This is a genomic window from Kosakonia sp. S42, from assembly GCF_016624785.1.
Lineage (GTDB): Bacteria > Pseudomonadota > Gammaproteobacteria > Enterobacterales > Enterobacteriaceae > Kosakonia > Kosakonia cowanii.
The window spans coordinates 1-26,147 of record NZ_JACVTW010000016.1; the positions used below are offsets into that span (position 1 = coordinate 1).

At 54.0% G+C, this 26,147-nt stretch carries 24 protein-coding genes and 1 tRNA gene; 19 read left to right on the forward strand and 6 right to left on the reverse strand.

Features of this window, described 5'->3' with window-relative positions; translation table 11 throughout:
- Positions 1-58: 58 nt before the first annotated feature.
- A tRNA-Trp gene (locus IAE50_RS16850) sits at positions 59-134 on the forward strand.
- A 123-nt stretch (positions 135-257) separates the two neighbouring features.
- On the opposite strand, the gene hdfR is transcribed toward IAE50_RS16850, so the two are convergent.
- Positions 258-1,079, reverse strand: a complete 822-nt coding sequence (gene hdfR, locus IAE50_RS16855; RefSeq protein WP_042717906.1) for an HTH-type transcriptional regulator HdfR — start codon at positions 1,077-1,079, stop codon at positions 258-260.
- A 118-nt stretch (positions 1,080-1,197) separates the two neighbouring features.
- Here hdfR and IAE50_RS16860 point away from each other — a divergent pair, with 118 nt between their 5' ends.
- Positions 1,198-1,536, forward strand: a complete 339-nt coding sequence (locus IAE50_RS16860) for a DUF413 domain-containing protein (protein ID WP_023479578.1) — start codon at positions 1,198-1,200, stop codon at positions 1,534-1,536.
- Positions 1,537-1,562: 26 nt separating this feature from the next.
- Here the strand turns inward: IAE50_RS16860 and IAE50_RS16865 are convergent, their stop codons facing one another.
- On the reverse strand, positions 1,563-3,083 hold the full coding sequence (locus tag IAE50_RS16865) for a YifB family Mg chelatase-like AAA ATPase (protein WP_200580771.1): 1,521 nt from the start codon (positions 3,081-3,083) through the stop codon (positions 1,563-1,565).
- Between the two features lie 319 nt (positions 3,084-3,402).
- On the opposite strand from IAE50_RS16865, the gene ilvL reads away from it, so the two are divergent.
- From ilvL to ilvA, 6 genes are all read left to right on the forward strand, one after another.
- A complete protein-coding gene (gene ilvL / locus IAE50_RS16870) occupies positions 3,403-3,501 on the forward strand; it encodes an ilv operon leader peptide (RefSeq protein ID WP_200135319.1) in 99 nt (32 codons plus the stop codon).
- A 138-nt stretch (positions 3,502-3,639) separates the two neighbouring features.
- Positions 3,640-5,286, forward strand: a complete 1,647-nt coding sequence (ilvG, locus tag IAE50_RS16875) for an acetolactate synthase 2 catalytic subunit (RefSeq protein ID WP_200135320.1) — start codon at positions 3,640-3,642, stop codon at positions 5,284-5,286.
- Positions 5,283-5,552: an acetolactate synthase 2 small subunit gene (ilvM, locus tag IAE50_RS16880; RefSeq protein ID WP_023479554.1), complete on the forward strand. Its 270-nt coding sequence runs from the start codon at positions 5,283-5,285 to the stop codon at positions 5,550-5,552. Before ilvG ends, ilvM begins: the two co-directional genes overlap by 4 nt.
- Before the next feature lie 17 nt (positions 5,553-5,569).
- Positions 5,570-6,499 carry a branched-chain amino acid transaminase gene (locus tag IAE50_RS16885; protein ID WP_200135321.1) on the forward strand — a complete coding sequence of 310 codons (930 nt, stop codon included), beginning with the start codon at positions 5,570-5,572 and terminating at the stop codon, positions 6,497-6,499.
- A 186-nt stretch (positions 6,500-6,685) separates the two neighbouring features.
- On the forward strand, positions 6,686-8,536 hold the full coding sequence (ilvD, locus tag IAE50_RS16890) for a dihydroxy-acid dehydratase (protein ID WP_042717916.1): 1,851 nt from the start codon (positions 6,686-6,688) through the stop codon (positions 8,534-8,536).
- A 2-nt stretch (positions 8,537-8,538) separates the two neighbouring features.
- On the forward strand, positions 8,539-10,083 hold the full coding sequence (ilvA, locus tag IAE50_RS16895) for a threonine ammonia-lyase, biosynthetic (RefSeq protein WP_094193187.1): 1,545 nt from the start codon (positions 8,539-8,541) through the stop codon (positions 10,081-10,083).
- Here the strand turns inward: ilvA and ilvY are convergent.
- A complete protein-coding gene (gene ilvY, locus IAE50_RS16900) occupies positions 10,080-10,970 on the reverse strand; it encodes an HTH-type transcriptional activator IlvY (protein WP_200580772.1) in 891 nt (296 codons plus the stop codon). The two genes, ilvA and ilvY, sit on opposite strands and share 4 nt — an antisense overlap.
- 153 nt (positions 10,971-11,123) lie before the next feature.
- On the opposite strand from ilvY, the gene ilvC reads away from it, so the two are divergent.
- Entirely contained in the window at positions 11,124-12,599 is a 1,476-nt protein-coding gene (gene ilvC, locus IAE50_RS16905) for a ketol-acid reductoisomerase (protein ID WP_023479616.1), read from the forward strand.
- 50 nt (positions 12,600-12,649) lie between these two features.
- Here the strand turns inward: ilvC and ppiC are convergent, their stop codons facing one another.
- Positions 12,650-12,931 (reverse strand): peptidylprolyl isomerase PpiC, encoded by a 282-nt coding sequence (gene ppiC / locus IAE50_RS16910; RefSeq protein ID WP_001140255.1) that lies wholly within the window; start codon positions 12,929-12,931, stop codon positions 12,650-12,652.
- A gap of 145 nt (positions 12,932-13,076) precedes the next feature.
- On the opposite strand from ppiC, the gene rep reads away from it, so the two are divergent.
- From rep to IAE50_RS16945, 7 genes are all read left to right on the forward strand, one after another.
- Complete coding sequence (rep, locus tag IAE50_RS16915; protein ID WP_200580773.1) at positions 13,077-15,098, forward strand: DNA helicase Rep; 2,022 nt, start codon at positions 13,077-13,079, stop codon at positions 15,096-15,098.
- A gap of 278 nt (positions 15,099-15,376) precedes the next feature.
- Positions 15,377-15,628 (forward strand): phosphopantetheine-binding protein, encoded by a 252-nt coding sequence (locus IAE50_RS16920; protein WP_054803690.1) that lies wholly within the window; start codon positions 15,377-15,379, stop codon positions 15,626-15,628.
- A 1-nt stretch (position 15,629) separates the two neighbouring features.
- The gene (locus IAE50_RS16925) at positions 15,630-16,904 is read left to right on the forward strand and encodes a beta-ketoacyl-[acyl-carrier-protein] synthase family protein (RefSeq protein WP_094419049.1); all 1,275 of its coding nucleotides are present in this window, start codon (positions 15,630-15,632) and stop codon (positions 16,902-16,904) included.
- Positions 16,901-17,677, forward strand: coding sequence for a MaoC/PaaZ C-terminal domain-containing protein (locus tag IAE50_RS16930; RefSeq protein WP_200580774.1), 777 nt, complete (start codon positions 16,901-16,903; stop codon positions 17,675-17,677). The genes IAE50_RS16925 and IAE50_RS16930 overlap by 4 nt, the downstream gene beginning before the upstream one ends.
- Positions 17,678-17,689: 12 nt before the next feature.
- Positions 17,690-18,430 (forward strand): 3-oxoacyl-ACP reductase FabG, encoded by a 741-nt coding sequence (gene fabG, locus IAE50_RS16935; RefSeq protein ID WP_042717929.1) that lies wholly within the window; start codon positions 17,690-17,692, stop codon positions 18,428-18,430.
- A 30-nt stretch (positions 18,431-18,460) separates the two neighbouring features.
- Positions 18,461-19,405 (forward strand): metal-dependent hydrolase, encoded by a 945-nt coding sequence (locus IAE50_RS16940; RefSeq protein ID WP_200580775.1) that lies wholly within the window; start codon positions 18,461-18,463, stop codon positions 19,403-19,405.
- 68 nt (positions 19,406-19,473) lie between these two features.
- Positions 19,474-21,102, forward strand: a complete 1,629-nt coding sequence (locus IAE50_RS16945; RefSeq protein ID WP_200580776.1) for a class I SAM-dependent methyltransferase family protein — start codon at positions 19,474-19,476, stop codon at positions 21,100-21,102.
- Between the two features lie 51 nt (positions 21,103-21,153).
- On the opposite strand, the gene ppx is transcribed toward IAE50_RS16945, so the two are convergent.
- Both ppx and rhlB read right to left on the reverse strand, forming a co-directional pair.
- On the reverse strand, positions 21,154-22,638 hold the full coding sequence (gene ppx, locus IAE50_RS16950) for an exopolyphosphatase (RefSeq protein ID WP_042717936.1): 1,485 nt from the start codon (positions 22,636-22,638) through the stop codon (positions 21,154-21,156).
- A gap of 5 nt (positions 22,639-22,643) precedes the next feature.
- Positions 22,644-23,915, reverse strand: coding sequence for an ATP-dependent RNA helicase RhlB (rhlB, locus tag IAE50_RS16955; RefSeq protein ID WP_023479570.1), 1,272 nt, complete (start codon positions 23,913-23,915; stop codon positions 22,644-22,646).
- 144 nt (positions 23,916-24,059) lie between these two features.
- On the opposite strand from rhlB, the gene trxA reads away from it, so the two are divergent.
- The 3 genes from trxA to rho all read left to right on the forward strand — a co-directional run bounded on the left by trxA (position 24,060) and on the right by rho (position 25,996).
- Positions 24,060-24,389, forward strand: coding sequence for a thioredoxin TrxA (gene trxA / locus IAE50_RS16960; protein ID WP_023479590.1), 330 nt, complete (start codon positions 24,060-24,062; stop codon positions 24,387-24,389).
- Between the two features lie 161 nt (positions 24,390-24,550).
- Positions 24,551-24,649 (forward strand): rho operon leader peptide, encoded by a 99-nt coding sequence (locus tag IAE50_RS16965; protein WP_124971653.1) that lies wholly within the window; start codon positions 24,551-24,553, stop codon positions 24,647-24,649.
- Positions 24,650-24,736: 87 nt separating this feature from the next.
- A complete protein-coding gene (rho, locus tag IAE50_RS16970; protein WP_023479599.1) occupies positions 24,737-25,996 on the forward strand; it encodes a transcription termination factor Rho in 1,260 nt (419 codons plus the stop codon).
- The last annotated feature ends 151 nt before the right edge of the window (positions 25,997-26,147 follow it).

Consider the following 26,147-nt stretch of genomic DNA (forward strand, 5'->3'; position numbering starts at 1 on the left):
CCTGCCTGTCACGCAGGGGGTCGCGGGTTCGAGTCCCGTCCGTTCCGCCACCCTAATTAGGGGCGTAGTTCAATTGGTAGAGCACCGGTCTCCAAAACCGGGTGTTGGGGGTTCGAGTCCCTCCGCCCCTGCCAGAAATAATCCTTAGCATCTGCTAAGGATTTTTTTTTGCCTTTTTTCAGGCAAATCACCTCTTGCGCTAGTACCTTTCTGATACTTCAAAAGATCTGAAGAGCATCCTTGCCCTTCAGAACGCCCTATTCGATAACGTTAACCTTCAAAAGATCCTTTATCTGGTTCTGTTTATCACTGTTTTGCAGCCAAATCGCATATAACGGGCGAGACAATGTTTCTGTGTCCATCACAGGATAAAGACTCTCTTTCGGCTCAGCCCACGAAACCGGTAACCAGGTACAACCATTCAGTTTTGGTAATTGCTGATGGGCCACTTCCGCTGAACTGGTCGTTAAAGTCGGCACATCATCACTGGCGATCAACCCAGACTCATGCTGCTGAAAATCCGGCCCCCATTCCAGGCGCAAATAATTGAGATCGCTTTTCTTCTTCTCTGGCTCGGCGCTATAGAGAGCAAGCGTGAAATGGCCTAATAACTGGCTGCTGAACTCATCCATCTTTGGCGTCTCGGTCGTTATCAGTAGATCGAGTTGCCTCTCATGTAATTGTTTTACCAGAGATTGTCGTTGGGCAATGCGCGCTTCAAACTGAAGGTTATCTTGCAAATGGTAAAGCCGTGAGAGCCAGTCACTCAGCATGCATTCCCAAAGCGATGCGCTGGCACCAATTGAAAATTGATGGTGCCGAGAGGTATGCGCGACCTCTTTACGGGCGGCTTGCCAGGTACTCATAAGCGTTTCTGCATAGGGCAGCAGCTTCTCGCCGGCCGCGGTCAGGCGAATATTATTACGATGGCGGGTGAAGAGATTAACCCCCAGCTGGTTCTCCAGTTGGCGAATACGAAAGCTCACCGCGGATTGCGTCAGATAAAGTGCTTCCGCTGCGCGCCCGAAGTGACGAGTCCTGCTCACTTCGAGGAAAGTTTTTAACAATTCCGTATCCACTGTTTTCTCCGCAAAATTTTTTGTCGTAATGATTTAAATGTTTTGTTTTACACTCTGTCAAGCGTAACTAATACTCCGCGCCATAAATAGCTCGGCCAAAGAATTAGGAGCGTGCAGGATGGCGGAAAGCTTTACGACGACTAATCGTTTTTTCGACAATAAAAATTATCCTCGCGGGTTTTCCCGTCACGGTGATTTCACCATCAAAGAGGCGCAACTGCTTGAACGTCATGGTTATGCTTTTAACGAGCTGGAACTCGGCAAGCGTGAACCGGTGACTGAAGAAGAGAACCAGTTTGTTGCCGTTTGCCGTGGTGAGCGTGAACCCAACACGGAAGCTGAACGTGTATGGATCAAGTATATGGCACGTATTAAACGTCCGAAGCGTTTCCATACTCTCTCAGGTGGAAAACCGCAGATGGAAGGCGCGGAAGATTACACTGAATCCGAGGATTAAGAAAAAAGGGGCTACGGCCCCTTTTTTTATGCCAACATATTTTGCAGATGAATGAGTAGCCTGTCGATTGCCCGATAACTTAACGCTTCCTGCAGATGTTCCCGACGAATGGTTTCCTGCTTTTCAAGATCCGCGATGGTTCTGGCTACCTTCAGTAACCGCTGCCAGGCGCGTACGGATAAACCCAGCCGTGTCAGCGTCTCTTCCAGCCATTTCCCATCTTCTTTCGTCAGTGCACAGAAGCGCCTGGTTTCACTGCTCTCCAGCTGCGCGTTGAGCTTATGCTGGCGTTGATGCTGTCGCGCCTGCGCCTCAACTACTCGCGCACGAACAGCATTACTGCCTTCACCCCCTTGTTGAGGTTCACTCATTAAACCGCGTGTGGGCAACGGTATCTCCAGGGAGAGATCGAAGCGGTCGAGGAAAGGGCCGGATAACTTTCCCAGGTAACGTAATGTTTGCTCTGGCGAACAGCGATTATGTTTGCCCTGATAATGGCCGGTTGGGCTTGGATTCATAGCTGCGATCAATTGAAAGCGGGCGGGGAAAGTGACTTTTGCCCTGGTGCGTGAAATATGGATCTGCCCGGATTCAATTGGTTCACGTAATGCATCGAGAACGCGGCGTTCAAACTCGGGGAGTTCATCAAGAAAAAGCACGCCATTATGCGCCAGAGAGATCTCGCCCGGTGCTGGTATCGATCCTCCACCAACCATGGCAGTTAATGAGGCGCTGTGGTGCGGCGATCGAAAGGGCCTGTGCTTCCAGTGACGGGTCAAGCTCGCGCTATTGATTAAGCTCATCACCGCCGCGCTCTCTAATGCTTCGGTATTAGAGAGCGGAGGAAGTAAGCCGCTCATTCGGCTGGCCAGCATGGTTTTCCCCGTACCCGGCGGGCCAATCAGAAGCAAGTTATGTCCTCCGGCCGCTTTAATTTCCAGCGCACGTTTCCCTTGCTCCTGACCGATAATGTCCCGCAAATCTTCTCTGCGCTCATCCTCCAGCTCAGCCAGGGGAGCAGGGTTCAACAACGTCTGTTTACCTTCCAGAAACGCACACACCTCCAGAAGATGATTCGCCACCAGGCACGCCTGGGTCTCAGCCAGACTCGCTTCCGCTTCGTTCTCTTTCGCAATAACAATTCGCCTGTTAGCCTTCACGGCTTCCATAACGCACGAGATAGCGCCGGGAACGCCGCGTAACGCGCCCGTAAGCGCTAACTCACCCACGAATTCGTAATGGTCGAGTGATGCCGCGTTCACCTGCTCAGAGGCTGCCAGGAGCGCGATAGCGATAGGTAAGTCATATCGTCCACCCTCCTTAGGGAGATCTGCGGGTGCCAGGTTAATGGTGATCCGCTTTGCGGGGAAATCATAACCACTATTGATAACGGCACTACGTACGCGATCCCGGGCCTCTTTCACCGTTGTCTCAGGCAGCCCGACAATGGTTAACCCCGGCAGCCCATTGCTGATATGGACTTCGACGGTCACAAGCGGCGCGGCGACACCTAATACCGCTCTTGTATAGATTACTGACAACGCCATAGACCCTCCTTGTCGATAGCATTATCTTGCCGCCTCCAGCTTGTTTCATCAGGCAGATATCGTTACTACGCGTTTGTTTCCAACATATCGCTGCAATTTCATATGTGTTTCCCCACGCTGGAAGGAAGATCGCACTTTGCTAACCAGACTATAAATCCTGAAATATTTTCACCTCATATTTTTGCTATATAAAACAAGCGCTTTTAAGTTAATCCTCTTGCCTGTCAAAAGAGGCGTCATAATTTTTTCTTGTGCCTCATTGCAAATCTGTGTTAACTCTTTAGGCATTCCTTCGAACATGAAGCAAGAACAGACAACTATGACAGCCCTTCTACGAGTGATTAGCCTTATCGTGATTAGCGTGGTGGTGATTCTTATCCCACCGTGCGGGGCTGCACTTGGACGAGGAAAGGCTTAAAAATCAAGCCTTAACGAACTAAGACCCCCGCACCGAAAGGTCCGGGGGTTTTTTTATCACCAAAAAACGCAAATCAGGAACAGAAATGAATATCAGCATAAAATTCTGTTTCTCACGATATTCGACGGGGATGTAGCTATGAATGGAGCACAATGGGTGGTACATGCGTTGCGAGCGCAGCAGGTCGATACGGTTTTCGGCTATCCTGGCGGTGCAATCATGCCGGTTTACGATGCGCTATATGACGGCGGCGTGGAACACCTATTGTGTCGGCATGAGCAGGGCGCGGCGATGGCGGCCATCGGTTATGCTCGCGCAACGGGTAAAACCGGCGTCTGCATCGCCACTTCTGGCCCTGGTGCGACAAACTTAATCACCGGTCTTGCGGATGCGCTGCTGGATTCCGTTCCGGTGGTGGCGATCACCGGGCAGGTTGCTGCGCCGCTGATTGGCACTGACGCTTTTCAGGAAGTGGATGTGCTGGGCATGTCCCTCTCCTGTACCAAACACAGCTTCCTGGTGGACTCCCTGGATGCGCTGCCGCGCGTGATGGCGGAAGCGTTTCATATCGCCAACTCCGGCCGCCCCGGCCCGGTGTTAGTTGATATCCCGAAAGATATTCAGCTCGCCGTCGGTAACTGGGAGCCTCACTTCGTTACTGAGCAAGAGGAGGTTGCATTTCCACAGGCTGAGGTTTATCAGGCCGCAGAGATGCTCGCTCAGGCGAAAAAACCGATGCTCTACGTTGGCGGCGGCGTTGGGATGGCGCAAGCGGTTCCCGCCCTGCGCGCGTTCCTGGCAGAAACGAACATGCCGATTGCCTGCACGTTGAAAGGCTTAGGCGCGGTAGCATCTGACTACCCCTATTATCTTGGTATGCTGGGCATGCACGGCACGAAAGCGGCTAACTTTGCCGTACAGGAGTGTGATTTGCTGATTGCCGTTGGCGCGCGTTTTGATGATCGTGTGACCGGCAAACTGAACACCTTCGCGCCTCATGCTCGCGTTATCCATATGGATATCGACCCGGCAGAGATGAGCAAGCTGCGCCAGGCGCACGTTGCCTTGCAGGGCGATTTAAATGCGCTGCTCCCTGCGCTGCAACAGCAGTTGGCGATCGATGAGTGGCGTCAATACTGTGCCGATCTGCGCCACGAGCATGCCTGGCGCTACGATCACCCCGGCGAGGCGATCTATGCTCCGCTGCTGTTAAAGCAGCTTTCCGATCGCAAAGCGGAAAATAGCGTCGTGACGACAGATGTTGGCCAGCATCAGATGTGGGCTGCCCAGCACCTGAGCTTCACCCGTCCGGAAAATTTCATCACCTCCAGCGGCTTAGGCACCATGGGCTTTGGCCTGCCCGCCGCCGTTGGCGCGCAGGTTGCGCGTCCGGAGGATACGGTAATCTGTATCTCCGGTGACGGCTCCTTCATGATGAATGTGCAGGAGCTGGGCACCGTAAAACGCAAGCAGTTACCGCTGAAGATCGTTTTACTCGATAACCAGCGATTAGGAATGGTTCGCCAATGGCAGCAGTTGTTCTTCAATGAGCGTTACAGTGAAACCACCCTGACCGATAACCCCGATTTCCTCATGCTGGCCAACGCCTTCGGCATCCCAGGCCAACACATTACCCGTAAAGACCAGGTTGAAGCGGCACTTGACGCAATGCTCTCAAGCGATGGGCCCTATCTGCTTCATGTCTCGATCGACGAACTCGAGAATGTCTGGCCGCTGGTGCCGCCCGGTGCCAGTAACTCACAAATGCTGGAGAAATTATCATGATGCACCATGACGTCGCTGTTGAAGCCCGCTTTAATCCGGAAACCTTAGAACGCGTGCTGCGCGTAGTGCGCCACCGTGGCTTTCAGGTATGTGCCATGAACATGGAAACGGCCTGCGATGCGCGCAACATAAATATTGAATTGACCGTTGCCAGCCCGCGGCCTGTCGAATTACTGTTTAGCCAGTTGAGCAAACTTGTCGACGTTGCCAGGGTCGATATCCGGCAGCGCGCTACATCATCATCATCACAACAAATCCGCGCGTAAGCGCAAAAGGAAGCATAATGACGACGAAAAAAGCAGACTACATTTGGTCCAATGGCGAGATGGTACGTTGGGAAGACGCGAAAGTTCACGTAATGTCTCACGCATTGCACTACGGTACGTCTGTGTTTGAAGGTATTCGCTGCTACGACTCCTACAAAGGGCCGGTTGTTTTCCGCCATCGTGAGCATATGCAACGTCTGCGCGACTCCGCCAAAATCTACCGCTTCCCGGTCTCCCAGAGCGTTGACGATCTGATGGAAGCGTGCCGCGCGGTGATCCGCAAAAATAATCTGACCAGCGCCTATATCCGTCCGCTGGTGTTTGTTGGTGATGTTGGCATGGGCGTTAACCCGCCGGCAGACTACACCACCGATGTCATCATCGCCGCCTTCCCGTGGGGCGCCTATCTGGGCGCAGAAGCGCTGGATCAGGGCATTGATGCGATGGTCTCCTCCTGGAATCGCGTAGCACCGAACACTATTCCAACTGCTGCGAAAGCGGGCGGTAACTATCTCTCCTCCCTGCTGGTCGGTAGCGAAGCGCGCCGCCATGGTTATCAGGAAGGTATCGCGCTGGACGTTCACGGTTATATCTCTGAAGGCGCGGGCGAAAACCTCTTCGAAGTGAAAGATGGCATCCTGTTTACCCCGCCGTTCACCTCCTCTGCGCTGCCGGGTATTACCCGCGACGCCATCATCAAGCTGGCAAAAGATCTCGGTATCGAAGTGCGCGAGCAGGTGTTGTCTCGCGAATCGCTCTACCTGGCTGACGAAGTATTTATGTCCGGCACAGCGGCTGAAATCACGCCGGTGCGCAGCGTCGATGGTATTCAGGTTGGCGAAGGTCGCTGCGGCCCGGTTACCAAACGTATTCAGCAAGCATTCTTTGGCCTCTTCACCGGTGAAACGGAAGATAAATGGGGCTGGTTGGATCAAGTTAATCCATAAATACCCGTCATACTTCAGGTTGTCGGTGTGTTGGCGACACGCGTTCAGCCCAGTCACTTACTTATGTAAGCTCCTGGGAATTCGCTCGCTTGTCGCCTTCCTGCAACCCGAATTATTTAGGGTAGAGCAAATAAATATGGGATGGCACGCACCATCCCATCGACAAGAGAGACGGGAGTAAAGAGCATGCCTAAGTATCGTTCCGCCACCACCACACATGGGCGCAATATGGCGGGCGCCCGCGCGCTGTGGCGCGCTACCGGAATGACCGATGACGATTTCGGTAAGCCGATCATTGCCGTCGTCAACTCGTTTACCCAGTTCGTGCCAGGCCACGTTCACCTGCGCGATCTCGGTAAGCTGGTTGCGGAGCAGATCGAAGCCGCAGGCGGCGTGGCGAAAGAGTTTAATACCATCGCCGTGGATGACGGCATCGCCATGGGTCACGGCGGCATGCTTTACTCTCTGCCTTCGCGTGAACTGATCGCCGACTCCGTTGAATATATGGTAAATGCCCACTGCGCCGACGCGATGGTGTGCATCTCCAACTGCGACAAAATCACCCCGGGGATGTTGATGGCCTCTCTGCGCCTCAACGTTCCGGTCATTTTTGTCTCCGGCGGCCCGATGGAAGCCGGGAAAACCAAACTCTCCGACCAGATCATCAAACTCGATCTGGTGGATGCGATGATTCAGGGCGCTGACCCGAAAGTCTCCGACGATCAGAGCGAGCAGGTTGAACGCTCCGCCTGCCCGACCTGCGGCTCCTGCTCCGGCATGTTTACCGCCAACTCGATGAACTGCCTGACCGAAGCGCTCGGCCTGTCGCAGCCGGGTAACGGTTCGCTGCTGGCCACCCACGCCGATCGCAAAGAGCTCTTTATCAATGCTGGCAAACGCATTGTTGAGCTGACCAAACGTTACTACGAGCAGGATGATGAAACCGCGCTGCCGCGCGCGATCGCCTGCAAAGAAGCGTTTGAAAACGCCATGACGCTGGATATCGCCATGGGTGGCTCCACCAATACCGTGCTGCACCTGCTGGCAGCAGCGCAGGAAGCGGAAATTGATTTCACCATGAGTGATATCGACCGTCTCTCCCGCCATGTGCCGCAGCTGTGCAAAGTGGCACCGAGCACACAGAAGTACCACATGGAAGATGTTCACCGCGCGGGCGGCGTGCTGGGCATTCTGGGCGAGCTGGATCGCGCCGGTCTGCTCAACCGTGAGGTAAAAAACGTGCTCGGCCTGACGCTGCCGCAGACGCTGGAAAAATATGATGTGATGCTGACCCAGGACGAGGCGGTGAAAACCATGTTCCGCGCGGGTCCGGCAGGCATCCGCACCACCCAGGCGTTCTCGCAGAATTGCCGCTGGGATACGCTGGATGACGATCGCGCCGAAGGGTGTATCCGCTCCCTTGAGCACGCTTACAGCCAGGAGGGCGGTCTGGCGGTGCTGTACGGCAACTTCGCGGAGAACGGCTGTATCGTCAAGACCGCAGGCGTTGATGACAGCAACCTGACCTTTACCGGCCCGGCGAAAGTGTATGAAAGCCAGGATGCGGCGGTTGAAGCGATCCTCGGCGGGAAAGTGGTCGCGGGCGATGTGGTGGTTATTCGTTATGAAGGGCCGAAAGGCGGGCCGGGCATGCAAGAGATGCTCTATCCGACCAGCTTCCTGAAATCAATGGGCCTCGGCAAAGCGTGCGCGCTGATCACCGACGGTCGTTTCTCTGGCGGCACCTCTGGCCTCTCTATTGGCCACGTTTCACCGGAAGCTGCCAGCGGCGGCAATATTGGTCTGATTGAGGATGGCGACATCATCGCAATTGATATCCCGAACCGCGGCATCCAGCTGCAGCTGAGTGACCGCGATCTGGCGGCCCGCCGCGAAGCGCAGGAAGCCCGTGGCGATAAAGCCTGGACCCCGGTTAACCGTGAGCGTCAGGTCTCCTTTGCGCTGCGTGCTTACGCCACTCTCGCTACCAGTGCGGATAAAGGCGCAGTACGCGACAAATCCAAACTGGGAGGTTAATGATGGCCGACGCCCAACCCCTCTCTGCCGCCCCCGAAGGGGCGGAGTATCTGCGCGCCGTGCTGCGCGCGCCGGTCTATGAAGTGGCCCAGGTCACGCCACTGCAGAAGATGGAGAAGATCTCTGCCCGGCTGGATAACGTTGTGCTGGTGAAGCGGGAAGACCGCCAGCCGGTGCACAGCTTTAAGCTGCGCGGGGCCTACGCGATGATTGCTGGCCTGAGCGCAGAGCAGAAAGCCCACGGCGTGATCACCGCTTCGGCGGGCAACCACGCCCAGGGCGTGGCGCTATCATCCACCCGGCTCGGCATCAAATCGCTGATTGTGATGCCGGTCGCGACGGCAGATATCAAAGTCGATGCTGTGCGCGCGTTTGGCGGCGAAGTGCTGCTCCATGGCGCAAACTTTGACGAAGCGAAGGCCAAAGCGATTGCCCTTTCACAGCAGCAGGGCTACACCTTTGTGCCGCCGTTCGATCACCCGATGGTGATTGCCGGTCAGGGTACGCTGGCGCTGGAGCTGTTGCAGCAGGATGCGCATATCGATCGCATCTTTGTGCCGGTCGGCGGCGGTGGGCTGGCGGCGGGCGTCGCGGTATTGATTAAACAGCTGATGCCGCAAATCAAAGTGATTGCTGTTGAAGCGGAAGATTCCGCCTGCCTGAAGGCGGCACTGGACGCCGGTTATCCGGTCGACCTGCCGCGCGTGGGGCTGTTTGCCGAAGGCGTGGCGGTCAAACGCATCGGTGATGAGACCTTCCGGCTCTGCCAGGCTTATCTTGATGACATCATCACCGTTGATAGCGATGCCATCTGCGCGGCAATGAAAGATCTGTTTGAAGATGTCCGCGCGGTGGCGGAACCGTCAGGCGCGCTGGCGCTGGCGGGGATGAAAAAGTATATCGCCAAACATAATATTCGCGGCGAACGGCTGGCGCATGTGCTCTCCGGCGCGAACGTCAATTTCCACGGCCTGCGCTATGTTTCCGAGCGCTGTGAGCTGGGCGAACAGCGCGAAGCGCTGCTGGCGGTCACCATTCCGGAAGAGAAGGGCAGCTTCCTCAAATTCTGCCAACTGCTGGGCGGCCGCTCGGTGACGGAATTTAACTACCGTTTTGCGGATGCGAAGGATGCCTGCATTTTTGTCGGCGTGCGCCTGAGCCGCGGGCTGGAAGAGCGCAAAGAGATCCTCGCTCTGCTGCATGAAGGCGGCTACAGCGTGGTGGATCTCTCCGATGATGAGATGGCGAAGCTGCACGTGCGCTATATGGTGGGTGGGCGCCCGTCTAAGCCGTTGCAGGAGCGTCTTTACAGCTTCGAGTTCCCGGAGTCGCCGGGCGCACTGCTGAAATTCCTGCATACGCTAGGCACGCACTGGAATATCTCGCTGTTCCATTACCGCAGCCACGGCACCGATTACGGGCGCGTGCTGGCGGCGTTTGAGCTGGGCGAGCATGAGCCGGATTTCGAAACCCGGCTTAATGAACTGGGCTATGAGTGTCACGATGAGACCCATAACCCGGCATTTCGCTTCTTCCTCGCCGGTTAATGTCCCGGCAGGATCTGCCAGAACGCGTTAATAAGCGGCTCATGCAGCCGCTTTTTTTGTGCGCAGACGCCAAGCTCGAACGGTGTTTTTTCATCGCTACGCTCAAGGATCATCACGCGGTTGCGCACCGGTTCAGGGCTATTCTCCAGCACCACTTCCGGGATTAGCGCCACGCCACAGCCCAGCGCAACCATCGAAACCATCGCTTCGTGGCCGCCGACGGTGGCATAAATCGACGGGTTGCTGATTTTATGGCGGCGGAACCAGAGCTCAATACGGCGGCGCACCGGCCCCTGATCCGGCAGAATAAATGGCACTGTCGACCAGTCCGGATCGGGCTGCGAGACCTGGTTGCGTACCGGGCAGGGCAGCGCCGGGGCAATCAGCACGACCGCGAGATTCTCCAGCATTGAAAAGGCTACGGCACCCGGCAACGTTTCCGGTTTGCCGGCAATCGCCAGATCCGCTTCGCCAGTCACCACTTTTTCCATCGCATCGGCGGCATCGCCGGTAGAGAGCTTAATCTCCACCGACGGGTGTTCCGCGCGAAAGCGATCGAGTATCGGTGGTAAATGGCTGTACGCCGCGGTCACAGAACAGAAGAGATGTAGTTCGCCGGAGAGTGAAGGGCCTTGCTGATCGAGAGTGTGCCGCAGCTGCTGATACTGCAATAACGTCTGCTGGGCAAAAACCCGCAGCTCTTCGCCCGCTTCGGTCAGCGTGACGGTGCGGTTATCACGTACAAAGAGCGGTTGGCCGAGATCTTCTTCCAGCCGCTGGATCTGGCGCGAAAGTGTCGAGGGGCTGACGTGCATGGCGCGCGCACTGCGGCCAAAATTGCGGCTCTCCGCCAGGTGCAGAAACATTTTCAGATCGCGTAAATCCATGAGACCCGCTCCACAAAATTACATTGCAAAAATTGCAATGTCACATTGTTAATATATCAATTTAAGCAACGCATTTCCTGACATATAGTGGGTTCAACCTCGCGCAACAGCGAATCGAACAATAAGCACGACACAACATCTACGGAGTACACCATGGCTAACTACTTTAATACACTGAACCTGCGCCAGCAGCTGGCGCAGCTGGGCAAATGTCGCTTTATGACGCGTGAAGAATTTGCTGATGGCGCAAGCTACCTTCAGGGTAAAAAAGTGGTCATCGTCGGCTGTGGCGCACAGGGTCTCAACCAGGGGCTGAATATGCGTGACTCCGGTCTGGATATCGCTTACGCCCTGCGTGCAGAAGCCATTGCTGAGAAGCGCGCCTCCTGGCGTAAAGCGACTGAAAACGGTTTTAAAGTCGGCACTTACGAAGAGTTGATCCCGCAGGCGGATCTGGTGGTGAACCTGACGCCGGACAAACAGCACTCTGACGTTGTGCGTACGGTTCAGCCGCTGATGAAAGATGGCGCGGCGCTTGGTTACTCTCACGGTTTCAACATCGTCGAAGTGGGCGAGCAGATCCGTAAAGATATCACCGTAGTAATGGTGGCACCGAAGTGTCCGGGTACCGAAGTGCGCGAAGAGTATAAGCGTGGTTTCGGCGTGCCGACGCTGATTGCGGTTCACCCGGAAAACGATCCGAAAGGCGAAGGCATGGCGATTGCCAAAGCCTGGGCCGCAGCGACCGGCGGTCATCGCGCTGGCGTGCTGGAATCCTCCTTCGTTGCCGAAGTGAAATCTGACCTGATGGGCGAGCAGACTATCCTCTGCGGCATGTTGCAGGCGGGTTCGCTGCTCTGCTTTGACAAGCTGGTGGCGGAAGGTACCGATCCGGCTTATGCGGAAAAACTGATTCAGTTTGGCTGGGAGACCATCACCGAAGCGCTGAAGCAGGGCGGTATCACACTGATGATGGATCGACTCTCCAACCCGGCCAAACTGCGTGCTTACGCGCTCTCCGAGCAGCTGAAAGGCATTATGGCGCCGCTGTTCCAGAAGCATATGGATGACATCATCTCCGGCGAATTCTCCTCCGGCATGATGGCAGACTGGGCGAACGACGATAAGAAACTGCTGACCTGGCGTGAAGAGACCGGTAAAACCGCGTTTGAAACCGCGCCGCAGTATGAAGGCAAAATCAGCGAGCAGGAGTACTTCGACAAAGGCGTACTGATGATCGCGATGGTGAAAGCGGGTGTTGAGCTGGCATTCGAAACCATGGTCGCTTCCGGCATCATCGAAGAGTCGGCTTACTACGAGTCTCTGCACGAGCTGCCGCTGATCGCCAATACCATCGCGCGTAAGCGTCTGTACGAAATGAACGTGGTGATCTCCGATACCGCCGAGTACGGTAACTACCTCTTCTCATACGCCTGTGTGCCGCTGCTGAAAGAGTTTATGACCACGCTGCAGACCGGCGACCTGGGCAAAGCGATTGCTGAAGGTGCGGTAGATAACGCGCAGCTGCGCGATGTGAATGAAGCGATTCGCAGCCATGAGATTGAGAAAGTGGGTCACAAACTGCGTGGGTATATGAAAGATATGAAGCGTATCGCCGTCGCAGGCTGATTTTCGCAGAACAGTAACAGAAGCCCGGTAAATGCTACCGGGCTTTTTTATTAGTTGCGGTACAGCACTTTGATGATGTGGTAACCGAACTGGGTGTGCAGCGGGCCGGTTGGCTCCAGCACCGGGCAGGAGAAGACCACTTTATCGAACGCCGGAACCATCTGGCCCTGGCGGAATTCGCCTAAGTGACCGCCCTTTTTGCCTGACGGGCAGATAGAGTGTTTTTTCGCCAGCTTCTCGAAATCGCCGCCGTTTTTGATCTGCTCCAGCAGGTCCAGCGCCAGTTTCTCTTCTTTAACAAGGATATGCAGTGCTGCTGCGGTTTTTGCCATGATCGTGCCTTGAGTGAGGTTATTGAGGCTGGCTATACTACCACGCCTTTATACACTTCGGCCTTCAGCCTGCCTCTTTGTTGGCCCGTCGTCGCCTTGCCGAATCGGTGTATTTTCCCTGACTTTCATTGAGTGATGTTTCTTTATGCGTTTAAACCCCGGACAACAACAAGCCGTCGAATTTGTCACCGGACCTTGCCTGGTGCTTGCAGGCGCGGGATCCGGTAAAACACGCGTGATCACTAATAAGATCGCCCACCTGATCCGCGGCTGCGGCTATCAGGCGAAGCATATTGCCGCCGTCACCTTTACCAATAAAGCGGCGCGCGAAATGAAAGAGCGCGTGGCACAGACGTTGGGGCGTAAAGAGGCGCGCGGCTTGATGATCTCAACTTTCCATACGCTGGGCCTGACCATCATCAAGCGTGAGTATGCTGCGCTGGGCATGAAAGCCAATTTCTCACTGTTTGACGATACCGATCAGGTAGCGTTGCTCAAGGATCTTACCGAAGGGGTGATCGATGACGATAAGGTCGTGCTGCAACAGCTGATCTCAACGATCTCCAACTGGAAAAACGATCTGCTGACGCCGCAGCAGGCTGCCGCGCAGGCGGCGGGCGAACGGGATCGCATTTTCGCGCACTGCTATGGTCTCTACGACGCGCATATGAAGGCGTGTAACGTTCTCGACTTTGACGATCTGATTTTGCTGCCGACGCTGCTGTTACAGCGCAATGAAGAGGTGCGCGAGCGCTGGCAGAACAAAATCCGCTATCTGCTGGTGGATGAGTATCAGGACACCAACACCAGCCAGTATGAGCTGGTAAAACTGCTGGTTGGCCAGCGCGCGCGCTTTACGGTGGTAGGGGATGACGATCAGTCGATCTACTCCTGGCGTGGTGCGCGACCGCAAAACCTCGTTCTGTTAAGCCAGGATTTCCCTGCGTTACAGGTGGTGAAGCTGGAGCAGAACTACCGATCTTCCGGGCGCATTCTGAAAGCGGCCAACATCCTGATTGCCAATAACCCGCACGTTTTTGAAAAGCGGCTCTTTTCGGAACTGGGCTACGGCACCGAGTTGAAAGTCCTCAGCGCCAACCATGATGAGCATGAGGCCGAGCGCGTCACCGGCGAGCTGATCGCCCATCACTTTATCAATAAAACGCAATATAAGGATTATGCGATCCTCTATCGCGGCAACCACCAGTCGCGCGTGTTTGAAAAATTCCTGATGCAGAACCGTATTCCTTACAAAATTTCCGGCGGCACCTCATTCTTCTCGCGCCCGGAAATTAAGGATCTGCTCGCTTACTTGCGCATACTTACCAATAGCGATGATGACAGCGCTTTTCTGCGCATCGTTAATACGCCGAAGCGCGAGATTGGTTCCGCGACGCTGCAAAAACTGGGCGAATGGGCGATGGTGCGCAATAAGAGCCTGTTTGCCGCCAGCTTTGATGTCGGCCTCAACCAGACGCTCACCGGGCGTGGTTATGAAGCGTTAACGCGCTTTACCCAATGGTTAGGCGAAATCCAGCGGCTTGCGGAGCGCGAACCGATCGCCGCAGTGCGCGATTTAATCCACGGCATTGATTACGAATCCTGGCTATTTGAAACCTCGCCCAGCCCGAAAGCCGCTGAGATGCGGATGAAAAACGTCAATACGCTGTTTGGCTGGATGACGGAGATGCTCGAAGGCAATGAGCTGGATGAAGCAATGACGCTGGCCGAAGTGGTCACGCGCTTTACCCTGCGCGATATGATGGAGCGCGGCGAAAGCGATGATGAAGCGGATCAGGTGCAGTTAATGACCCTTCACGCTTCGAAAGGCCTCGAATTCCCCTATGTCTTTTTAGTCGGCATGGAGGAGGGGCTGTTACCGCACCAGAGCAGTATTGATGAGGATAACGTCGACGAAGAGCGACGTCTGGCTTATGTAGGCATTACCCGCGCACAAAAAGAGCTGATCTTTACCCTGTGCAAAGAGCGTCGCCAGTATGGCGAGCTCGTGCGCCCGGAGCCGAGCCGCTTCTTGCTGGAGCTGCCGCAGGACGATCTTATTTGGGAGCAGGAGCGTAAAGTTATCAGCGCTGAAGAGCGGATGCATAAAGGCCAGGCGAACGTCGCTAATATTCGTGCCATGCTGGCCAAAGCGAAAGGCCAATAAAATAAGCGGAAGCTTCCCGAATAAACATCAGGAAGCTTCTGTTTTTATTTCTTTAAATATTATTCGGAAATTTATTTTCTATTGAAGCATATTTATTGTATGCTTCATTTTCTTCGTTATTAATCGTGACCCTCTTCTCACTCTTATTAAATGTAGAGATATATCTCGTATAATCTTTGACATTATCAAATGGCGCTTGTAGTTTAATTTATGTCACACCTCTGCTGTATATCAGTTATTTATATTTATTGTCTAAACATGTTTATAAGGATATGAATATGAGCGAAAACCTCGATCATTTTCTTCGGTCGTTAATTGATAAGCTAACGGATTATGATATCGCAGAGCTTAATCACGATACCCCCCTCGAAGCGCTGGAACTGGTTAGCCTTGATTTTGTGACAATTAAAGTCGAAGCGAAAACAGTGCTCGGCATTGATATCGATTTGAATGCATTAGCCCAGTCGCAGGCTGAAACTTACGGCGATTTAATCCGCTATTTGCAAAAGAACGTTTTTCAGGGGGAATAAAATGGATGCTGCCGCACATCACGGACAACGCGTTGTTATTACCGGCTACGGTGCCATTTGCTCATTAGGTGAGAATAGCGAGCAAATATGGCAAGCGATACGCGATAAAAAATCAGGCTATGAAATATGGGACGACCCGGGAAAAGGCGTCGGTGCTAAATTTTTCGGCCGGGTCACTTCTCCCCTTAATCTCTCTCGCTTCTCCAGAAAAGTCCTTAAAAATGCCCCGCGTTTTGCCGAGTTTGGCCTGATTGCCGCGGATGAAACCATCACCATGGCCTTCGGTAACGAGCAGGATATTTTTTCCCACTACGATCCATGCGACTGCGGCGTCATCTTTGGTACCGGCTGGGCGGGTTTTGATTGCTCAACCATCAACTATTACGCCTATTCCGATCCCCATTCGCTGACCGCATCGGCGCACAGCTGTTTTCACTCGATGCCGAGCATCGGCACCTCACTTATCACCGTCAACTGGAAGCTCAGGGGCTATCAAAATAGCCCGGTTGCCGCTTGTGCCACGGGCAATATCGCCATCGGCGATGCCTATGAAATTATCCGCAGCGGAAAAGCGCGCATGATGATTGCCGGCGGCGGCGAAAGCCTGATGCAGCCTTTCACCGTCTGGTCTGTCGATATTCTTGGTGCCTTGTCGAAAGAGCAGCAGGATGTTGTTAAGGCCTGCTGTCCTTTCAGCCTCGACCGAAGCGGGTTTATCCTCTCCGAGGGCGCTGCAACCGTCTGTCTTGAGCGGCTGGAAGATGCGCTGGCGCGTAATGCGACTATCTACGGTGAAGTGGTGGGCTATGCGAATCACAGCGATGCTTACGTTAATCTCACCGCGCCTGCGCCCGATCTTATTGGCAGAGTGACCACTATCCAGCGGGCGATGGCGTATGCCGGGCTTGGGGTTGAGGATATTGACTATATCAATGCCCACGGTACCTCGACGCCGATGAATGATTACAACGAAACGCTGGTGTTAAAAGAGGTGTTTGGCGAGCGGGCGCAGGCTATTCCGGTTTCCAGCACCAAATCTTATACGGGCCATCTTATTGCCGCGGCTGGTGGGGCGGAAACGATATTCTGCCTGAAAAGTATGGCCGATCGGATGATCCCGGCGACGATAAATCTTCAACGGCCAGACCCGAAGTGCGATCTCAACTATGTCCCGAATGACCATCTGTTCGGTCAGAAATTAGATCACGTCGTGAATGTGAATTACGGCTTTGGTGGGGCAAACAGCTGCCTGGTACTGAAGAGGTTCTCCGCATGATAAGACGCTATGGGGCGCAGGATATCGAGCGATGGGCGCAATTTTCCGGCGATCGCAATCGTGTTCACTTTGATAAAGCCTTTGCCATAAAAAATGGCCTGAAAGGTATTATCGTGCAGGGCATGCTCACTTTGCTTGATGCGAAGTTACTGCTGGCAGAGAGCCTCGGGCAAACCTCTATGCTCCATTTCTATATTAAAAAGCCGGTGCCGATAGATACGGACATTGAGATAAGCGTGAAGGGTGACGGGGAGAGGAAAAGTGTCGCTGTTAAAGTGGGCGGTGATCCGCAGAATATCGCTATTACCGCGGCGGTTTTAGCGCAAAAGCCGCCGGATCCCCCCGTATGCGCCTCTCCTGTGGCAGTCAGCGGGCAAACTATCCAGACGCATCTTGCACAATTGAAAGTCTGTTATCCGCACATTACCCATCAATGGGTCATGTTTGATACGTTGCTCTTTTCAATTTGTTTTAATCAACGGAAAGATGACTACTTTAAAAAGCAGGCTGAGAAAATAGCTAAACATCATCCTTTAGAAAATATTACGACCTATCATGTGGCGAATAAGATTTTTATTCACCAGCGATTACTTACCGGCGGCGAATTAAACTATTCTCACCTCCAGTATCTGGTCGAAGATAAAGATATTTATATCGATAAGGATTCTGCTTACAACACCTTTACTATTCATGTGCTGGAGAATAATGAGATTATTTTCCAGTCCTCTATCGATTGTTTAACCAGAATTTACGATCGCTCGCAGGAAAGTTAAAGGATTAACAAAATGGGTAACAAGAAATGGGTTTTAGTCACGGCAGGTAGCCGTGGCATCGGGGCTGCTATTGTCAAAGAGCTGGTGCGGCAAGATTATCATGTTGTTTTCACCTACAAAAATAATAGCGCGCTTGCGGCCGTACTTATGCACTCGCTTAACGTTAATCACGAGGTTTGCTGGTGCTACCCCTGTGATGTGGCGAGCGTTGAATCGGTGAAAGCACTCAGCGAAACATTACGTAAAAATCATGGCACTCCCTACGCGATTATTAATAACGCCGGCATTACTAAAGATGCGCTCAGCTTTACTATGAGCCTGGATGACTGGCTGGATGTGATTAATACCAACCTCAACTCGCTCTTTTATCTCAATCACTGTCTGCTTAATGAGATGTTAATGCAGAGGGATGGCTGCATTATCAATATTAATTCTGTGGCTGGCTTACGCGGCAACGTCGGTCAGGCGAACTATTCAGCATCAAAATCCGCGCAGTATGGCTTTACCAAAACGCTGGCCCGTGAGGTGGGGAATTTTAATATTCGCGTGAACTGCATTGCGCCCGGCCCGGTGAAGACCGACATGCTTTCGGCGCTGCCGGAAAAAGCCGTGTCACAGCTTGTTAAAATGACCCCGCTGAGGAAGCTGGGGCAGCCCGAAGATGTGGCGCTCATGGTTGCTTTTCTGCTCGGTAGAGGCGGGAAACATATTACCGGACAGACCTTTGTTATCGACGGCGGCTTGTCCATTTGATCAGGACGTTCAAATGAAGAGGAAAAGAGTATGGATCTTAAATTAAGAGCGGTACCGCAGGAAGTGTATGGCGTGATGGAGTTGAATGATAATTTTAATTTTCAGTGGAACCCCGATCCCGTCTCTTCGCTTATTGGCCTTGGTACCTCCTATGTGCTGGAGTTCTTCGAATTCTACGGTGAGCGCATTGGTGATTACTACGATGAGTTTATTCCGGAGTCGCCGCAGAAGGATGAGCGCTTCGCCCTGTTTGTGACGCAAGAAAAGAGGCATGCAGCGGCACACCGGAAACTCAATAACTTTATTACCAAAGGCATCGCTCCGCCGGTCCGGGAGACGTTCCATCCCCGCGTTTATGATTTCCTGTATGGCGCTTATAAAGAGATGGCTGAGCCGATTATTGGCGGCATCGAGCGCGATAAGGCCAACGGTAAAAAAGCCGATGGTGCCTTTTTTAAAGAGGCGGTACGCAGCATTGCGATATTTGAAAGCCAGGTGTGCATGACCGGGCTCTCTTTCTTTGAAAACCTGTTTGAAGACGGCCGCTTTGAACTGGTGAGTAATCTCTCTGGCAACCTCGGCGTGCTCTATTTACTGGGCTATCACTACACCGAAGAGATGGAGCACTGCTGCGTTTCGATCGAAGCGTTCGAAACCATTTATCAGGAAAAAGTCTGGACCCGCGCCTTAGTCGATCAACATATCCACAGCCGCGACCTGCTTGCCAGCCAGGTCCTGCTTTCAACCCTGCATGTCGCCAGAATGCTTAACCAGCCGCTTACCGTTGAGCAGATCACCAACAGCGTGGCCTACCAGTATCGTGAGCAGATGGCGAAGAAATACATCGTTGAAGGGTTCAATGCCCGAGAGCCGGAGATCCTCGCTCGCCGTAAATCGCTGGTCGAACGCTGGGACAACGAGTGGGAACCGCGTTTGTTAGAGAAGATCGCGCAGCGTATCCGCGCAGGTGCCTGAGGGTAACGTTCTACTCTCGCTGATGCCTGACGCCCGTTGGGCATCAGCGAATAACATGCAGAAGAGTGATGATGACGCAGACCAGCCAGATGCAGCACTTTGTCAGCCATGACAATCAGCAAATACCTTATCAGCTCTTTCCGGCGCGCGCGCAAAATGGCCCTGCGGCGGCCATCGTGCTGTTGTATCGCAACGCGGATCTTAAAGAGAAAATTGCCGCACTCGGCTTGCCAGAGTGTACCTTTTTCGCCATCGATTTTACCCCCGGTACGATCAACGCAGAGACGTCCGACGGTTCATCGGTGCTCTCGCTACAAAGCTATTATTTTCAGCAATTTATTGAGCATATAACCACGCAGCACGGGCTGCGCACGCAGGATATTGCCCTGATGGCGCACCATGAGTGCGCGGTAGTTATCGCCGCCTGGGTGGTGGATTATGCCCCTGAGATCCGCGCCGTCACGCTTCTCTCGCCGCGCTTTTTGCTGAGAAAACGCGATCTCTTATTGGCGTTGCTTAAAAAGCCAAAGGCGTGGAATACGCTGCGCGATCTGCGCTATACCAGCCAGCGTATTTTTCGCAGCGTATTCGCCTGGCCAACGCCGACGCAGCTTGTGTTGACGCAAACCGACCGCAGAGCCGCTGCGGGTACGTTAATGACCTTTTATGCCAATCTGGGTAGCAGCGCAAAAACGGTGTTAATGAAGCCGGATAGCGGCTTCGGCTGCCCAGGCCAGTTGTGGGACAAGGCTATGCTGGCCCAGACACGTGCCTTTTTGCGGCTGCACTTCTCTCAGCATCACCCGGTGCCTTCGCTATTTGATTCCTGGCAGCAGGGCGCAACATGGGAGGAGTATGAGAGGCTACGTATGCCGGAAAAAAGTCTGTTACGGCGCGGCTACTGGGCGCTGGCGAATTTTGCGCTGTGCGCCCTGGGGCACTTCTCTTCGGGGATTCGAATAGGGCTGGAAACCGGTTTCGACTCCGGCGCGTCGCTGGAGTATGTCTATCAAAATCAACCAACGGGTAAAGGCGCTGTGGGCAGAGCGGTTGATCGCTACTACCTCAATACGCTTGGCTGGCGCTGTACGCGACAGCGCAAACAACATGTTGAAGCGCTGATCGCCATGGCGGCGTCGCTTCTGGCGCAGCAGGATCAGGTGGTACGCCTGTTGGATATCGCCGCCGGCCAGGGTCGCTATATTCTCGACGCTATCGAAAAAATAGAGCCGCCGGTGGAGCATCTTCTGCTGCGCGATTTTGATACTGCCAATGTGGAGGAGGGGAACCGTCTGCTGCTGCAGCGAGGGTTAAATGAGCGCGCGCGCTTCGAGCAGGGCGATGCTTTTTCACCCGCCGATCTCGCGACGTTGCCTGCTGACCGTACTCTGGCGGTGGTGTCGGGGTTCTATGAACTCTTCAGCGATAACAACCTGGTGCTGGCCTCGCTCAATGGCCTCGCCAACGCGGTGAAAAAAGGGGGATATCTGGTCTATACGACCAAGCTGTGGAACCCAAAACTGGCGCTGATGGCGCGCGTATTGCCCAGCCACCAAAAAGGGGCGTTCTGGTTACTGCGCCGGCGCGCCCAGCGTGAGATCGACCAGATGGTGAAGCGGGCCGGTTTTGCCAAAGTGACTCAGCGGGTAGATGGCTGGGGATTGTTCAGCGTGACGCTGGCGAAAAAGGTGAGGTAGGGTAATCGATTTATCGCCGCGAAAGGAGTTCGCGGCAATAGATTGAGGTGCTTAGCGAATAACCAGCGCCCAGTGAACGTAGCTTTGCCACTGGCTCTCCTGATCGATCAGCTCTGCGCCCAGCGGATGGCTCGCCAGCCAGCCCGGCGGCAGCGCCAGCGTGAGCTGTTCACCCTGCGCGGTGACCGAGATTTCCGGCAGCAAATCATCACGACGACGGCTGGCGAAAATAATCGCCAGGCGCAGCAAGCGGCAGAGATGCTCCGCCACGCGCGGTGGAACGGCATTTTGCTGATGCAGAGAGGAGAGATCGACTGCATTGGTCTGGTTGAGCAGCAGCGTAGCGAGCAGCTTTTTCTGCGCGGGAGTAAAGCCCGGCAAATCAAGGTTACGCACCAGCCAGGCGGCATGAAGCGGTGCCTGTTTAAACTCAATGCTTAAACCTATTTCGTGCAGTTCGCAGGCGACATGCAGGATTTCAGTGCTGTAGGCGTCTAAATCCCAGCTTGTCGAAACACTTTGCGCGAATCGCTCTGCCAGCATTGAGACGCGTCTCGACTGATCGATATCCACCATAAACCGGCGCTGGATGTTGCGCAGGGTACGGCTGCGAATATCCTGATCGACCGCCAGATGAAGCATGCCGTAAACCAGCCCTTCGCGCAGCGCGCCGCCGGCGAGGGTCATGCTCTCAATGTTCATTTCGGTGAAAATGGCGATCAGAATGGCGAGGCCGCTGGGGAAAACCAGCGCGCGCTCGAGGGTCAGCCCTTCGATCTCCAGTTCTTCAAGCCGACCGCACTGGATTGCGCGCTGCTTAAGCTGCTGGAGTTTGGCGAGGGTGATGCGCTCATCCATGCCCTGCGCCATCATAATCTCTTGCAGCGCCTGCACGGTGCCCGACGCGCCGACACACACTTTCCAGCCGTGACGACGAAGCTCATCCGCGACCGGACGCAGCACTTCGCGCGCCGCCTGCTCTGCGGTGTCGAAATTCTCCTGCGCCAGATGACGATCGGTAAAATAGCGCTCGAGCCAGGTAACGCAGCCCATTGACAGGCTGAAAAGCGAGGTGGTTTGTGCCCCGGTGCCGGTCACAAGTTCCGTGCTTGCGCCACCAATATCAACCACCAGACGCTGATCCGCGCCGCCGGTGGTGTGGGCAACGCCCTGGTAAATCAGACGCGCTTCTTCTTCGCCGCTGATCACCTGTACCGGACAGCCGAGGATCTCCTGCGCTTTGTCGAGAAACTCATGCGCATTGACGGCCAGACGCAGCGTGGCGGTCGCCACCACGCGGATCTGCTGTTGCGGGATATCTTGCAGACGTTCGGAAAAGAGGCGCAGACATTGCCAGCCACGCTCCATCGCCTCCTGAGAGAGGCGATTGTCCTGGCTCAGGCCCGCCGCCAGGCGGACTTTGCGTTTAATACGCGACAGAGTCTGGATACTGCCAGCCACCTCGCGCACAACCAGCATATGAAAACTGTTGGAACCGAGATCAATAGCTGCGTAGAGCGAGGCGGAACCGAGCATAGTAATTAACCTGAACGACGACGATTACGCGGCGCGCCACCACCACTACGGCGCGGGCCATTAGCCGGGCGAGAACGCGTCAGGCGTTTCGGCGGCGGCAGTTCGCTGAGCAGCGCATCCGGGTTGTATTTGCTGACCGGAATAGAGTGACCAATATAGGTCTCAATCGCTGGCAGGTTCAGCGCGTACTCTTCGCACGCAAGGCTGATCGAGTTGCCGCTGGCACCTGCGCGACCGGTACGGCCAATACGGTGAACGTAATCTTCGCAGTCATCCGGCAGATCGTAGTTAAAGACGTGCGTTACAGCCGGAATATGCAGACCACGTGCCGCGACGTCTGTCGCAACCAGGATATCGAGATCGCCACGGGTGAACTCATCGAGGATACGCAGGCGTTTCTTCTGCGCCACGTCACCCGTCAGCAGCCCAACGCGATGACCATCGGCGGCCAGGCTGCCCCAGATCTGTTCACAACGGTGTTTGGTATTGGCAAAAACAATGGCGCGATCCGGCCACTCTTCTTCAATCAGGGTCTGCAGCAGACGCATTTTCTCGTCGTTGGACGGGTAGAAAAGCTCTTCTTTAATGCGGTGGCCGGTTTTCTGTTCCGGTTCCACTTCAACATATTCTGCGTTGTTCATCTGCTCGAATGCCAGTTCACGCACGCGGTAAGAGAGCGTAGCGGAGAAGAGCATATTGAGACGCTGGTCGGTTGCCGGCATACGGCGGAACAGCCAGCGGATATCTTTAATAAAGCCCAGATCGTACATACGATCGGCTTCGTCCAGCACCACGACCTGAATCGCGCCCAGGTTAATATGGTTCTGTTTGGTGTAATCGATCATACGACCGGTGGTGCCGATAAGAATATCGACGCCGCTTTCCAGCACTTTCAGCTGTTTGTCGTAGCCATCACCGCCGTAAGCCAGACCCAGCTTCAGTCCTGTTGACTGCGCCAGCGGCTCTGCATCAGCGTGAATTTGCACCGCGAGTTCACGTGTCGGCGCCATGATAATCGCGCGCGGCTGGTTAACTTTACGGTCTTCGATTGCAGGGTGAGAGAGGAGATAATGAAACGTTGACGTTAAAAACGCCATCGTTTTACCGGTACCGGTTTGCGCCTGACCTGCAACATCACGACCCGCCAGCGTTAGCGGAAGGGCGAGAGCCTGAATAGGCGTGCAATTATGAAAGCCTTTAGTTTCAAGGGCTTCTATCACTTTTGGGTGCAGGGCGAAGTCGGAAAACTTCTGTTCTGTTAAATGTGTTTTGCTCATAGTGTGGTAGAATATCAGCTTACTATTGCTTTACGAAAGCGTATCCGGTGAAATAAAGTCAACCTTTAGTTGGCTATTGTGGCATCAACACGTTGCTGTTTTATGCTACACCAACATGCCAGGCTTATTCCTGTGGAGTTATATATGAGCGATAAAATTATTCACCTGACTGACGATAGTTTTGACACGGATGTACTCAAAGCGGACGGGCTTGTGCTCGTTGATTTCTGGGCAGAGTGGTGTGGACCGTGCAAAATGATCGCCCCGATTCTGGATGAGATCGCTAATGAGTACGAAGGCAAGTTGACCATTGCGAAACTGAACATCGACCAGAACCCAGGCACCGCGCCGAAGTATGGTATCCGTGGCATTCCGACCCTGCTGCTGTTCAAAAACGGCGAAGTGGCGGCGACCAAAGTGGGCGCACTGTCCAAAGGTCAGTTGAAAGAGTTCCTGGACGCTAACCTGGCGTAATCCCAGACTCTCACCGGTGCGGCCAGCTATCCTAAATTGCCAGGATTGCTGGACGCCCGACCCCAGCCGTGCTAATTTAGTTTTGACTTCGTTCTAAACATATCTATAGTTGTTTGAACCTTGCGTTACCCCAATACTTCCCGCTGAGCATCTCAGCCGCGTTGAGAAGTAGACAGATTCCGGGCTTGTCGCTCATTCCGTCTTATCGTTTCAGTTCTGCGTACTCTCCTGTGACCAGGCACCGATTAGACATGAGTTGATGGCCGCTAACAGGCATGGATGACCCTGCCATACCATTCACAACATTAAGTTCGAGTATCACCCCGAGTTTAAGAACCCACACCATTATGAATCTTACCGAATTAAAGAATACGCCGGTTTCTGAGCTTATCACTCTCGGCGAAAATATGGGGCTGGAAAACCTGGCCCGTATGCGCAAACAGGACATCATTTTTGCCATCCTGAAGCAGCACGCAAAGAGTGGCGAAGATATCTTCGGCGACGGTGTGCTGGAGATTCTGCAGGATGGATTTGGTTTCCTCCGTTCCGCAGACAGCTCCTACCTTGCCGGCCCCGACGACATCTACGTATCCCCCAGCCAAATCCGCCGTTTCAACCTCCGCACCGGTGACACCATTTCAGGTAAGATTCGCCCACCTAAAGAAGGTGAACGTTACTTTGCACTGCTGAAAGTTAACGAGGTGAACTACGATAAACCGGAAAACGCGCGCAATAAGATTCTGTTTGAGAACTTAACGCCGCTGCACGCGAACTCTCGTCTGCGTATGGAACGTGGTAACGGCTCTACTGAAGATTTAACCGCCCGCGTTCTCGATCTGGCTTCGCCGATTGGTCGTGGTCAGCGTGGTCTGATTGTGGCACCGCCGAAAGCCGGTAAAACCATGCTGCTGCAGAATATCGCGCAGAGCATCGCTTACAACCATCCGGACTGCGTGCTGATGGTGCTGCTGATTGATGAACGTCCGGAAGAAGTGACGGAAATGCAGCGCCTGGTGAAAGGTGAAGTGGTTGCGTCAACCTTCGACGAACCGGCCTCCCGCCATGTGCAGGTTGCTGAAATGGTTATCGAAAAAGCGAAACGTCTGGTTGAGCATAAGAAAGATGTCATTATCCTTCTCGACTCCATCACCCGTCTGGCGCGTGCTTATAACACCGTTGTTCCGGCTTCCGGTAAAGTGTTGACCGGTGGTGTGGATGCGAACGCCCTGCACCGTCCGAAGCGTTTCTTCGGTGCTGCGCGTAACGTGGAAGAGGGCGGTAGCCTGACCATTATCGCGACGGCGCTGATCGATACCGGTTCGAAGATGGATGAAGTGATTTACGAAGAGTTTAAAGGCACCGGTAACATGGAGCTGCACCTCTCACGTAAAATCGCAGAAAAACGCGTCTTCCCGGCGATTGATTACAACCGCTCCGGTACCCGTAAAGAAGAGCTGCTCACCACACAGGAAGAGCTGCAGAAAATGTGGATCCTGCGCAAAATCATTCACCCGATGGGTGAGATCGATGCGATGGAGTTCCTCATCAACAAGCTGGCTATGACGAAGACGAATGATGAGTTCTTCGACATGATGAAGCGCTCTTAATTTAAATAAACCCCCGAAGCGCCACGTTTTTACGTGGCGTTTTTCATTGGTGGGCTATACGCTATAGGCACTGGACCAGGCATTATCCAGGGCTGGCGAGACCGGATAGGTTATTGATCTTCAAAATATCTGCTGGTTTAAAAGAAAAAGA